The sequence below is a fragment of the Longimicrobium sp. genome, from assembly GCF_036387355.1.
Taxonomy (GTDB): Bacteria; Gemmatimonadota; Gemmatimonadetes; order Longimicrobiales; family Longimicrobiaceae; genus Longimicrobium.
The window spans coordinates 1-12,274 of record NZ_DASVTX010000279.1 but is presented as its reverse complement, the minus strand read 5'-3'; the positions used below and the strand labels follow the sequence as shown (position 1 = coordinate 12,274).

General features: G+C 71.5%; 12 protein-coding genes and 1 pseudogene. All 13 read left to right on the top strand.

The genetic code is table 11. The features are described 5' to 3' along the window. A pseudogene (locus VF665_RS11860) lies at positions 1–255 on the top strand (tryptophan--tRNA ligase); the annotation flags it as partial. Positions 256–269: 14 nt separating this feature from the next. Further along, positions 270–1,085: an alpha/beta hydrolase gene (locus tag VF665_RS11855; protein ID WP_331053648.1), complete on the top strand. Its 816-nt coding sequence runs from the start codon at positions 270–272 to the stop codon at positions 1,083–1,085. A gap of 15 nt (positions 1,086–1,100) precedes the next feature. Continuing rightward, the gene (locus tag VF665_RS11850; protein WP_331053647.1) at positions 1,101–2,207 is read left to right on the top strand and encodes a S41 family peptidase; all 1,107 of its coding nucleotides are present in this window, start codon (positions 1,101–1,103) and stop codon (positions 2,205–2,207) included. A gap of 201 nt (positions 2,208–2,408) precedes the next feature. Continuing rightward, on the top strand, positions 2,409–2,966 hold the full coding sequence (locus VF665_RS11845; RefSeq protein ID WP_331053646.1) for a hypothetical protein: 558 nt from the start codon (positions 2,409–2,411) through the stop codon (positions 2,964–2,966). Between the two features lie 206 nt (positions 2,967–3,172). Beyond that, on the top strand, positions 3,173–3,532 hold the full coding sequence (locus tag VF665_RS11840) for a hypothetical protein (RefSeq protein ID WP_331053645.1): 360 nt from the start codon (positions 3,173–3,175) through the stop codon (positions 3,530–3,532). 4 nt (positions 3,533–3,536) lie between these two features. Further along, positions 3,537–4,460: a 4-hydroxy-tetrahydrodipicolinate synthase gene (gene dapA / locus VF665_RS11835; protein WP_331053644.1), complete on the top strand. Its 924-nt coding sequence runs from the start codon at positions 3,537–3,539 to the stop codon at positions 4,458–4,460. After that, on the top strand, positions 4,461–5,255 hold the full coding sequence (dapB, locus tag VF665_RS11830; protein WP_331053643.1) for a 4-hydroxy-tetrahydrodipicolinate reductase: 795 nt from the start codon (positions 4,461–4,463) through the stop codon (positions 5,253–5,255). Between the two features lie 153 nt (positions 5,256–5,408). Then, positions 5,409–5,846 (top strand): protease inhibitor I42 family protein, encoded by a 438-nt coding sequence (locus VF665_RS11825; RefSeq protein ID WP_331053642.1) that lies wholly within the window; start codon positions 5,409–5,411, stop codon positions 5,844–5,846. Between the two features lie 428 nt (positions 5,847–6,274). After that, positions 6,275–7,306, top strand: coding sequence for a D-2-hydroxyacid dehydrogenase (locus VF665_RS11820; protein WP_331053641.1), 1,032 nt, complete (start codon positions 6,275–6,277; stop codon positions 7,304–7,306). Between the two features lies 1 nt (position 7,307). After that, positions 7,308–8,441: a PilT/PilU family type 4a pilus ATPase gene (locus tag VF665_RS11815; protein ID WP_331053640.1), complete on the top strand. Its 1,134-nt coding sequence runs from the start codon at positions 7,308–7,310 to the stop codon at positions 8,439–8,441. Next, the gene (locus VF665_RS11810; protein WP_331053639.1) at positions 8,441–8,932 is read left to right on the top strand and encodes a DUF456 domain-containing protein; all 492 of its coding nucleotides are present in this window, start codon (positions 8,441–8,443) and stop codon (positions 8,930–8,932) included. The genes VF665_RS11815 and VF665_RS11810 overlap by 1 nt, the downstream gene beginning before the upstream one ends. Then, entirely contained in the window at positions 8,925–11,081 is a 2,157-nt protein-coding gene (locus tag VF665_RS11805) for a sensor histidine kinase (RefSeq protein WP_331053638.1), read from the top strand. The genes VF665_RS11810 and VF665_RS11805 overlap by 8 nt, the downstream gene beginning before the upstream one ends. A 5-nt stretch (positions 11,082–11,086) precedes the next feature. Further along, on the top strand, positions 11,087–11,758 hold the full coding sequence (locus VF665_RS11800) for an HAD hydrolase-like protein (RefSeq protein ID WP_331053637.1): 672 nt from the start codon (positions 11,087–11,089) through the stop codon (positions 11,756–11,758). Positions 11,759–12,274: the final 516 nt, after the last annotated feature.

The following is a 12,274-nucleotide window of genomic DNA, read 5'->3' as shown; positions in this document are numbered from 1 at the left end:
CGCCTGTTCGCCGCGCCGGAGCAGGTGCAGGAGATGAAGGATCAGTTCTGCGCGGGGGGCGTGGGGTACGGCCACTTCAAGCAGCGGCTGTTCGAGGTGATGTGGGAGTACTTTGCCCCCATGCGCGCCCGCCGCGAGGAGATCCTGGCCCGCCCCGGCTACGTGGACGAGGTGCTGGCCGAGGGTGCCCGCCGCGCCGACGCCGTCGCGCGCCCCGTGGTGGAGCGCGTGTTCCGCGCCATCGGCCTGCGCTGAACCGCGTCTGGCCTATGGAAACGCCGCGCGCCGGGTGGATGACCGTTCGCGGCGCGCGGCTGGAGCACGCGTGGCACGGCCCCGCCGCGGCGGACGCGCCTACCATCGTGTTTCTGCACGAGGGGCTGGGATCGGTCAGCACGTGGCGCGGCTTTCCGGCGCGGCTGGCGGAAGCGTGCGGGTGCGGCGCGCTGGTGTACGCCCGCGAGGGCTACGGCCGATCCGATCCCGCGCCGCTGCCGCGCCCTACCGAATTCATGCACGATGAGGCGGCGGTGCTGGACGCGGTGCTGCGCGAGGCGGGTGTGCGGGACGCCATCCTGTTCGGCCACAGCGACGGCGCGTCCATCGCCCTCATCCACGCCGCGCGCTTTCCGGATTCCGCCGTCCGTGCGCTGGTGCTGGAAGCGCCTCACGTGTTCGTGGAGGACTGCACCGTCACCAGCATCGCCCGGTTGCCGGAGCGCTACCGCACGACGGAGATGCGGACGCGGCTGGCCCGCCATCACGCGGACGTGGACGCCACGTTCGGCAGATGGACGGAGGTGTGGCTGCGGCCGGAGTTCCGCGCCTGGTCCATCGCGGAACTGCTCCCCTCCGTGTGCCTTCCCGCGCTGGTGATACAGGGCGATGCGGACGAGTACGGAACGATGGCGCAGGTGCAGGCCATCCAAGCCGCGTCCGCCGGTCCGGTGGAGGTCGTTACCTTCGCCGACACCGGCCACGCTCCGCACGCCGAGCAGGGGGACGCCGTCCTGGACGCCGCGGCCGAGTGGATCCGCCGCATTCTCTCCGCCGAAAGCACTGAGCCGCTCGCTCGCCTCACCTGATCCCCCGGGGGTCCCATGCGCAGGATGTTCTCCACCTCCGCCGTCCTCTGCGTCGCCGGGGCGGCCATGCTCGCCGCGGGCCGGACCGCCCCCCGCTCCGCCGCCGATCCGGGGTGCGCGGCGGATTGGGACTCCACGCGAACGATGGTGGAGCGCGACTACGCCGGGTATCGCGACAAGACGGGCGCCGCGGAGCGCCGCGCCGCGTTTGCCGCGCTGACGGACAGCGTTCGCGCCGCGGTGGAGGCCGCGGCGGACGACCGGGCGTGCACGGCCGCGCTGCAGCGGTGGACGACCTTCTTTCGCGATCCGCACCTCTCGCTCTGGCAGCCCGACCCCGACCCCGCGCAGCCCGCCGCGGCAACGACGGGTCCGACCGCCGCACCGCCTGCGCCGTACGCGATCCGCTATCCGGACGACAGCACGGCGGTGCTGGTGCTGAGCGACTTTGGGCAGCGGCGCAAGGCGGGAATCGACAGCCTGCTTGCCGCGCACCGGGCGCGCCTGCTCGCCACGCCGTACCTGGTGATCGACGTACGGCGCAACGGCGGCGGATGGACGGAATCGTACGCCGGCGTGCTGCCGCTCCTCTACACCGATCCCATCCGGGTGGACGGCATGGAGGCGTGGGCCTCGGAGGGGAACGTGGCGTACGTGCGGGGGATGCTGGCTTCGGAGCGGGCTCCGGCGGCGCTGAAGGAGCAGCTCCGCCCGCTGCTGGCGCGAATGGAGGCGCATCCCGGCGAGTTCGTGGTGATCGCCGTGGACAGCACGATCCGCATGCCGGAGGTGCTGCCGCTGCCCCGCGCCGTGGCCCTGCTGACGGCGCGGCAGTGCGCCAGCACCTGCGAGCAGTTCGTGCTGGATGCGCGGCAGAGCCGCAAGGTGGTGGTCATCGGGGCGGGGAACACGCGCGGAATGACGGACTACGGAAACGCGCGTACCGTGACCCTGCCATCTGGACTGCGCCGGCTGCAGCTGCCGAGCGCGCGGTCCATGCGGCTGCCGGAAACGCGGATGGACATGGTGGGCATTGCCCCGGACGTGCGCATTCCCGAAGCGGAGGCGGACACGGTGGCGTTCGCGGTGCGTGAGCTGCGGCGGCGGGCCGGGGCGCACTGAGGGTACGAAAGTACGAAAGTACGAAAGTACGAAAGTACGAAAGTACAAAAGTACGAAAGTACGAAAGTACGAAAGTACGAAAGTACGAAAGTACGAAAGTACGAAACCTGACACTGGTGGCACGGTGTGATCGGGTGCGAGGCCGCGAGCGCGCCGCCGCTGATCACCGGGCGGGATCCGAGTTCCTGAGAATGTGCACCGATGGCCCTGATCACCTGTCCTGACTGCGGCAACTCCGTCTCCGACGCGGCGCCCGCGTGCATCCACTGCGGCCGGCCGATTGCCGCGGCTTCACCGCGCACGGCGGCTCCGCCCGCGGGCATGCCGCCGCTGTTTCCCGGGCCGGGACAGCCGCAGTACCCGGGTGCGCCGCAGCCGCCGGCGTGGCATCCCGATCCCGTGCTGGAGCGCCTGTCGTCCGTCAAGACGATCGCCATCGTGAACTACGCGCTGATGGGGTTCGCGCCGCTGGGCCTGTTGTCGGCCGTGGTTGCCGTGGTGCTGGCGTATGTGAAGCGAGACGAGGCGCGCGGCACGTGGCTGGAGTCGCACCTGGACTGGCAGATCGACACCTTCTGGGCCACGCTCTGGTGGATTGCCGGCGCGTTGATCGGCGGTCTGGCTCTGATGTTCATGCTGGACGCGTCCATGATGGCCACTCTGCTGATGGCCCTGGTGATGGTCGGCGTGTTCCTGTGGTTTCTGTACCGCGTCATCCGCGGCGCCGTGGCCCTGTTCGACGACCGCCCCGTCGGCTGAGAGTGCAGAGTGCGGAGTGCGGAGTTGGGTCGCGTGAGCGGGGGCGGGTGCGGAACGGTAGTGTGAAGGCCGCGCCGCCGCCGTCCCGCGCCGCGTCCACCTATTCCCTATTCCCTATTCCCTATTCCCTATTCCCTGCAGTTCCCCCGTCCGGTACACGTTGTGCACCCCTCGCCGGCGACCCGTTTTTCACCCGAGGAGACCGCATGTCAGAGCACGGCCCCACCAATCCGCAGGGACGATACGATTCCGGCAGCGACGCCGGCCCGGCGCAGTTCGCGGACGCCACCGACCAGCCGCGCGACAACCCGGCGGGCGAGGGCCCCGTTCAGGTGCTGACCCTCATCTGCGAGAAGTGCGGCAAGGACTACTTCTTTGAGGATGAGCAGCCCGAGCCGGGGATGGCGTGCGAAAAGTGCGGCGGCACCGTGTTCCGCTCGTTCTACGACAACGTAGGCGACGAGGCCGCGGACGACTTCCGCGACACCACGGAGCGCGACCTGGACCCGGACGACGCCGAGGGCGACGTGCTGCCCGGCGACGTCATGGACCTCAACAACATCTAGACGGATGACCTCCTCCGCGGACCGCGGGACCCTGTTCACCGGCTCCGGCGTCGCCCTCGTGACGCCCATGGGCCGCGACGGCGCGCCCAACCTGGCCGTGCTGCGCGAACTGGTGCGCTTTCACCTGCGCGAAGGCACCGACGCCCTCATCGTCAACGGCAGCACCGGCGAGGCGGCCACGCTGTCGCTGGACGAGCAGCGCGAAGCCGTGCGCGCCGTGGCGGACGAGGTGCGGTCCGCGGAGCGACGCATTCCCGTGGTGGCCGGCTGCGGCGGCAGCGACACGGCCCAGGTGGCGCAGGTGGCCGCCGCGGCGCGTGAAGCCGGGGCCGATGCGCTGCTCATCGCCCCGCCGCCGTACAACAAGCCGCCGCAGCGGGGCATCGTCGCCCATTTTCAGAAGGTGATGGACGCGGGCGGCGACCTGCCCGTCATCGTCTACAACGTCCCCGGGCGGACGGCGTGCAACATCCTCCCCGAAACGGTGGAGCAGATGGCGGCGGACCCGCGCATCGTGGGGATCAAGGAAGCCAGCGGCGACATCTCGCAGATTGCCGAGGTGGCGCGCCGGGTGGGCGGGCGCGTGGCCCTGTACAGCGGCAACGACGACCAGATCGTTCCGGTGATGTCGCTGGGCGGCAAGGGCGTCATCAGCGTGCTGGCCAACATCGCCCCGCGCGACACCTCGCGGATGGCCAAGGCATTCCTGGAGGGCAACACGGCCGAGGCGTGCGCGCTGCAGCTGCGCTACCTGCCGCTGGTGGCCGCGCTGTTCCGCGAGGGCAACCCCATCCCGGTCAAGGCCGCGGTGGGACTGCTGGGCTTTGACGTGGGCGAGCCGCGCCTGCCGCTGGTGCCGGTGAGCGACGCCGTCCGCGCGGAGTTGCAGGCGGCCATGCGCGACGTGGGCCTGCTGGGAGCGGGCTGAATGGCGGAGCCGGTGCGGGTGGTGCTGAGCGGCGCCACGGGGCGCATGGGGACGCAGCTGGCGCGGATGATCGGGGAGGAGGACGGAATGGCGCTCGCAGGCGGCATCGGGCGCATCCCCGAGCGCGGGTGCGACATCGGCTGCCCCGTGGTGGCCACGCCGGAAACCGCGGGCGAGTGGATCCGCCACGCGGACGTCGTCATCGACTTCTCCTCCCCCGAACTGCTGGCGCGGCTGCTGGAGATGCACGGCGATGTGCTGGCCGGGGTGGCCCTCGTCATCGGCACCACGGGGCTGGATGAGGACGACCAGCGGCGCATCGACGCGCAGGCGCGCCGCTCGCCCGTGCTGCAGGCCGCCAACTTCAGCGTGGGGGTGAACGTGCTGCTGGCGCTGGCGCAAAAGGCGGCGGCGGCGCTGGGGACGGAGTACGACGTGGAGATCGTGGAGGCGCACCACCGCCGCAAGGTGGACGCACCCAGCGGCACCGCGCTGGCGCTGGGCGAATCCGTCGCGGCCGGCCGGGGCGTTGCGCTCGCGGACGTGCGGGTGGACGGGCGCAGCGGGCGGCCGGGCGAGCGCCCCGTCGGCGAAGTGGGATTCCACTCCGTGCGCGGCGGCGACATCGTGGGCGAGCACGAGGTGATGTTCATCGGCGAGCGGGAGCGGGTGACGCTGGGGCACGTGGCCCAGGACCGCGCCCTGTTTGCGGAAGGCGCCCTGCGCGCGGCGAAGTGGCTGGCCGGCCGCGCTCCCGGCGCGTACTCCATGCGCGACGTGCTGGGCCTGGGCTGATCCGCCGGGCGGATGATGGGAGGAGCCCCAGGGCTTCCGCGCATGCGGGACCCCGGTCGCCGTTCTCGCACGAGGACTGTCGCGTTCCGGTGGCCCGCGCGGTATAGTGAAGCGTCACTCCCGCGTCGTCCTTCTCCTTCCACCGGACCCGCCATGCGCCTTTTGCTCATTCCGCTGCTGCTCCTGTCCGCCTGCGCCCGTCCCGGCGATGAGGCCGAGCGCCCGTCCGCCCCGCCCGCCGGCGCACCGGTCCGGCCGGGGGACACCCGGATTTCCGACCCGCGGACGCCGGTGCGCGCCCGGGTGGGACAGGACTTTACGATCACCCTGGCGGGCAACGGCACCACCGCCTACCAGTGGACACTGGCGGATTCGCTGGATGCGCGGCTGCTGATGCTCATGAGCAACGACTACGTGACGCCTGCCCCGCTCCCCGGGCAGCCCCCGATGGCGGGGCAGGGTGGCCACGAGCGGTGGGTGTTTCGCCCCCTCGCGCCCGGGCAGACCGCCATCCGGATGAAGTACGCGCGTTCGTGGGAAAAGGACCTGGCAGTGGACAGCGCGACGTTCAACGTCACCATCCAGCCCTGAGCCCGTCCGTTTCGCGGAACTGATCGGGGCCTCTGCCGTGCGGAGGCCCCGATTTTTCGGCCCGGGCGTTCCTGCAGCTCGCGCGGAGACGGTGGGGGCGGAGGTCGCGGCGGGGAACAGCAGGGAAGACCATCACGGAGGGACGCAGAGGCGCGGAGAGGACAGTCCAAAAAGCAGGATTGCTCAATCCCCCTTCCGTTGTTCCTCCTCTGTGTCTCAGTGCCTCTGTTCGAGACTCGCTGGTGCCGTCCGTCCTTTCTCCCTGACCACCGTGCCAACCTCCGTAGCCGCCGTGAGAAACGGCAGACGCTGCGCAAGCGGATCGGCGTTCCGCTGCGCAACGTCACGTGCCGGAATGGCCCGCCACGCATCGGCGCCGTATACTGCGTATTCGCTTTCCGCCCCGCGACTTCCACCTGCTCCGCCGCATGAACGCGCCGCGCCGCCTCGTCATCCACCTGCGGGACTCGCGACCGGCCTGGTCCATCCCCGAATGGGCCGTGGACCGCATCCGCGCCGCGCTGCCGGACGGGTGGGAGGCCGTGGAGGTCGACGCCCCCGCCGACGGCCGGGGCGACGGCGGGGGCGCGCTCCCGGATGACGTGCTGCAGGCGGTGCGCGGCGCCGAGGTGTACCTGGGCTTCGGCGTGCCGGGTGAGATCGTCCGCGCCGCGCCGACGCTGCGGTGGGCGCACACGGCCTCCGCGGGCGTGGGCGGCGCGCTGCGCGATCTCGCGGATTCCGGAATCGTGCTCACCAACGCGGCCGGGATCTATGCCGAGCCCATGGCGGATACCGTGCTGGCGATGATGCTGCATTTTGCCCGCGGGCTGGACTTTGCCGTGCGGGCACAGGCCGAGCGCCGCTGGGACAAGGAGCCGTTCGACGACGTGGAATCGCCCGTCCGCGAGCTGAGCGAGGGCACCGTGGGCATCGTGGGGCTGGGCGGCATCGGGCGGGCCGTCGCGCGCCGGGCCGCGGCGCTGGGCATGCGCGTGGTCGCCAGCCGCCGCGCCGGGGGCGAGGGGCCGGACGGGGTGGAGGTGCTGCACGGCGACGACGCGCTGCGCCGCCTGCTCCCCCGCGCCGACTACCTCGTCGTCACCGTGCCGCACACCGCGGAAACGGAGGGGCTGATCGGCGCACGCGAACTGGCGCTGCTTCCGGAGGGCGCCGTGGTGATCAACGTGGCGCGCGGCGCCGTCATCCACGAAGAGGCGCTGGTGGATGCGCTGCGCGCCGGCCGGCTGCGCGGGGCGGGGCTGGACGTGTTCGCGCGCGAGCCGCTGCCGCACGCCTCGCCGCTGTGGACTCTTCCCAATGTTCTTGTGACGCCCCATGTTTCGGGCGCGTCGCACCGGTTCTGGCGGCGCCAGACGGACCTGATTGTAGAAAACATCCGGCGGTACGCGTCGGGCGGGCCCCTGCGCAACACCGTCGACAAGAAGGCGGGCTACTAGCTTGGAAAACATCATCACCGCGGCGGTGCAGCGCGGGGCCAGCGACCTGCACATCAAGGCGGGCGACGTGTTCCGCGCCCGCATCAACGGGTCGCTCATTCCGCTCACCAAGCAGCGGCTCACCCCCGAGCAGACGCGGGCCATCGCCCTCAAGCTCATCCCCAACGAGCGCGACCGGCTGGCGCTGGACAACCTGCAGGACTACGACTGCTCCTGGGGCCTCCCGGGCGTGGGCCGCTTTCGCGTGAACATCCTCAAGCAGCGCGGCAGCTTCATGATCGTCATGCGGGTGATCCCGTTTGAGATCCCCACGCTGGACGCGCTGGGGCTGCCCCCCGTGGTGCAGGACGTGGCGGCGCTGGAGCGCGGGCTCATCCTGGTCACCGGGGTGACGGGCTCCGGCAAGAGCAGCACGCAGGCGGCCATGATCGGCTTCATGAACAACAACATGCGCCGGCACATCGTCACGCTGGAGAACCCCATCGAGTTTCTGCACCGCGACGTGAACTGCTCCATCACCCAGCGTGAGGTGGGGATCGATACGGACACCTTTCGCGTGGGGCTGCGCGCCGCGCTGCGGCAGGACCCGGACGTGATCCTGATCGGCGAAATGCGCGACACGGAGTCCATCGACATCGCGCTCAAGTCCGCGGAAACGGGGCACCTGGTCATCAGCACCGTGCACACCAAGGACGCCGCCAGCACCATCAGCCGTCTGGTGGCCACCTTTCCGCCGGAAGAGCAGAAGGTGGTGCGCCTGCGCTTGGCGGAGCAGCTGCAAGCCGTCGTTTCGCAGCGCCTGCTCCCCAAGAAGGACGGCAAGGGGCGCGTGCTGGCGGCGGAGGTGATGGTGGTGAGCGGCACCATCCGCGACTGCATCGCCGACGAAAACCGCGTGTCGGAGATCCCCGAGCACATCGCCGAGGGGCGCACCACGTACGGCATGCAGACCTTTGACCAGTGCCTGATGGACCTGGTGATGAGCGGGCAGGTGGACTACGCCGTCGCCAAGGCCGCGGCCACCAACCCCAGCGACTTCGAGCTCAAGCTGAACATGCTTTCCGGCGGGCGCTCCGCGGCCCCGCAGCAGGAATCCGGCTCCACCATGGCCGGCCTCTCCTCGGAATACTTCTGATGGAGTACGCGCTGCTGGCGCTGTGCCAGGTGGCGGGCCTCGTCCTGATCCCCTTCGGCCTTCCCGGCACCTGGCTGCAGGTGCTGGGGATGGCGGGATACGCGTGGGCCACGGACTTCACCCGGCTGGGCTGGCCCGCGCTCGCCGCCGCCGTCGTTCTGGCCATCGCCGGCGAGGTGGTGGAGTTCACCCTGGGCGCCCGGTACACGCGGATGTACGGCGGCAGCCCGCGCGCCGCGTGGGGCGCCATTCTGGGCGGGCTGGTGGGCGCCTTCGTGGGCGTCCCCGTCTTTCTGGTCGGCAGCGTGATCGGCGCCTTCATCGGTGCCTTCGCGGGCGCGGTGCTGCTGGAGATGACGCGCGGGCCGCAGTGGCGCGATGCGCTGCGGGCCGGGTGGGGCGCCTTTCTGGGACGGCTGATTGCCACGGTGGCCAAGGCCGGCGTGGGCGTGGTGATCGCGGCCCTGGCCCTGGTGTTCGCGCGTGGCTGATCCGCGCCGCGCGCCCGACCTGGCGCGCGAAATGGACCGCGTGCTGCGTGCGCCCCGCTTTGCGGACGCGCTGCTGGGCGCCGCCGCCGCCGCGCTGGAGCCCGCCGGCATGCGGCTGGAAACGGTGTTGATGCGCGAGGGCGCCGGGCTTCGCGAGCACCCGGCCTGGGTGCCCGCCGGGCAGCCGCCGCGCTCCGTGTCTTCCGGCCCCGCCGCCGAGGCCGTCTCCCGCGCGCTCGCCGGCGGGCTTCCGCAGGCCATGGACGCGCTGGGGCGCGGCGTCGCCTTTCCCCTCGCGGGGGCGCAGGACGCCGCCTTCGCCGTGCTGCTGGTGGACGCGGGGGATGCGGACGGCGGCGCTCGCGCCGTGGCGGCGGAGGTGCTGCAGGCGCTCGGGCCGGCGCTGCACGCGCGGTGGCGGGCGGAATCCGCCGAGGCCGCGCGTGACACGGCGGAGCGCCGCTCGCGGCTGTACGGCGCGATCTGCGACGCGCTGGCGGACCCCGTGCTGGTGACGGACGGCCGCAACCGCATTCTGCTGGAAAACGGGCGTGCGCGCTCCCTGCTCTCCGCCGCGCCGGACGCGCCGGAAGAGCAGCGGCGCCGGGCGGAGGTGAACAACTACCTGTTCACCTCCTTTCTGGCGCGCCCGCACACGGCGCAGGGCGAGCCGCGCGAACTGACGCTGGTGGACCCGCACACCGGGGCGGAGCGCCGCTTTGAGGCCGTGCCCGCGCCCCTGCCGCACGGCACCGCCGTTCCGGACGACCGCACGGTCTCGCTGCTGCGCGACGTTACGGAGCTGCGCAACACCTCCCATCAACTGGGGCACCAGGTGCGGCGCGCGCGGCAGGCCGAGGCCAACGCCCGCGCCGAGCGCGACCAGCTGAACCTGGTGCTGGCCCACGCCGGCGCCCCCATCGTGGTGACGGACCACCGCGGCGCGGTGATGCTCATGAACCGCGAGGCGCAGCGCCTGTTCGGGCCGCGGCCGGAGGGCGAGCCCGACCCGCGCGCCGCCGCCAACGCCGAGCGCGTGTTCGCCGCCGTGGAGGAGTTCACCGCGGGGGATGAAGCCGCCGCCGTCACCCGGGTGGAGCTGCGGGAAACGGACGCCCCGCGCGACCTTCCCGCCGAGCTGATCTGCGCCCGCATCCGCGACGGCGACGGCGCCACGGCCGTGGTCGTGAGCATCCTGCACGACCGCACGCACGAGGTGGAGAACGCGCGGCTGGCGAGCGAGCTGGCGCGGGTGAACGCGGGGCTGCAGGAGTCCATCCGCGAAGCGACGTCGGAACTGACGGACCAGAACCGGCAGCTGGCCTGGCAGCGGCAGGAGCTGGAGCGCGCGTACCGCCACAAGAGCGAGTTCCTGGCGAGCATGAGCCACGAGCTGCGCACCCCCATCAACGCGCTGCTGGGCTACACGGCGCTCATGCGGGAGCGCATCTACGGCGACCTTACGGACCGGCAGGACGACGCGCTGCAGCGGGTGCAGAGCGCCAGCGAGCACCTGCTGGCGCTGGTGAACGACATCCTGGACCTGGCCAAGATCGAGGCCGGGCGCATGCCGCTGCACCTGGAGCCGCTGGCGCTGGGGCCCTTGGTGGATGAACTGGTGGAGGGGCTGGAACCCATGGCCCGCACCCGCGGCCTGCGGATGATCGCCGACGTTCCCGACACGCTGCCGGTACTGCTGACGGACCGCATGCGCATCAAGCAGATCCTGCTGAACCTGCTGAGCAACGCGGTCAAGTTCACGCACCAGGGCTCGGTGACGCTGCGGGCCCGCGCGGTGCCGGACGGGGTGGAGGTGCAGGTGGCGGACACCGGCATCGGCATTTCGCCGGGCGACCTGCGCGGCATCTTTGACGATTTCCGGCAGGCGGACCAGTCGTCCACCCGCGAGTACGGCGGAACGGGGCTGGGGCTTTCCATCGTCCGCAAGCTGCTGGGGCTGCTGGGCGGATCGGTGCGCGTGGAGTCGCGCCCCGGCGAGGGTTCGGTGTTCACCCTGACGCTCCCGCTGCGCACGGCCATGGTGCGCGAGGGCGACGAGGCCATCGAGCGCGCCATGCACGGGCAGGCGGTGGTGGTGGAGGACGGCGTGCCGCGCGTGCTGCCGCCCCCGGAGTCCGCCCGCGGCTGAGGCGCATGGCGGACGGGATGATGGTGGATCCAGGCCGGTACCGGCTGGCGATCTTTGACTTTGACGGGACGCTGGCGGACTCGTTCCCCTGGTTTCTGGGCGCGGTGAACTCCGCGGCGGAGCGGTACCGCTTCCGGCGGATCGAGGACGCGGACGTGGAGCGGCTGCGCGGCCTGAGCGCGCGGGAGATGATGGTGCACCTGCACGTGTCCGCGTGGAAGCTGCCGCTCGTCGTGCGGCACATGCGGGCGATGGCCTCGGCCAACCTGCACCACTTCAAGCCGTTTTACGGGGTGCTTCCCCTGCTGCACGCGCTGGCGGACCGCGGCGTGGCGCTGGCCGTGGTGACCTCCAACTCGCGGCCCAACGTGGAGCGGGTGCTGGGGCCGGAGGTGTGCGCGCGTGTCGGGTTCTGGGAGTGCGGGGCGTCGGTGTTCGGCAAGGCGCCGCGGCTGCGGCGTGTGCTGGCGCGGTCGCGGGTCGCCGCGGCGGACGCGCTCTGCATCGGCGACGAGGTGCGGGACGCGGACGCGGCCCGCGCGGCGGGAATCCCGTTCGCCGCCGTCACCTGGGGCTACACGTCAGAAGCCGCCCTCCGCGCGCAGAACCCGGCGCACGTGTTCTCCTCCGTCCCCGATCTCGCGGCCGCGCTGGGTGTTGCACTCGGCGAGGCGTGAGGGCGGGGCGGACCGGTGATTGATCGTGCGGACCTTGGGCGGACCCTTCTGCCGACCTCTCTGAGCGGATGAATCCGGCCGCCGGCCTCCCTGAGCGGATGAATCCGCCGCTCGAACAGCGGCAAGCCCTGACTCGCGGACGCATTCGCGTCCACGATCAGGGCTTCAACCGCGCAAGGGAAACTCATCGCGTGCGTGGTTTCCGCGTGGGTGGCGAGGTTGGAACGAGCGGACGGTAGATCCTTCGTCGGCGCCAAGCGGCGGCGCGGCGACAGGTTCGGCCGGCGCCTCCTCAGGATGACAAAGTGTGTGGCGCGCCGCGGTTCGGGCGTCCCGCGCCACCCATGCGGACGCAGTCCGCCGCAGTCCGCGAAGGCGCAATACCATTTACTTAAGGATCACCGTTACGCTTCGTGGCTCGGCCTTTTCGGACGGTTCAGTTCGGCGCCGGACTGGATATGGGCTCTGTTTCCGGCGCACGCCGCGCTTTGCCTTTCGGTTTCTGCGCGGTCCTGG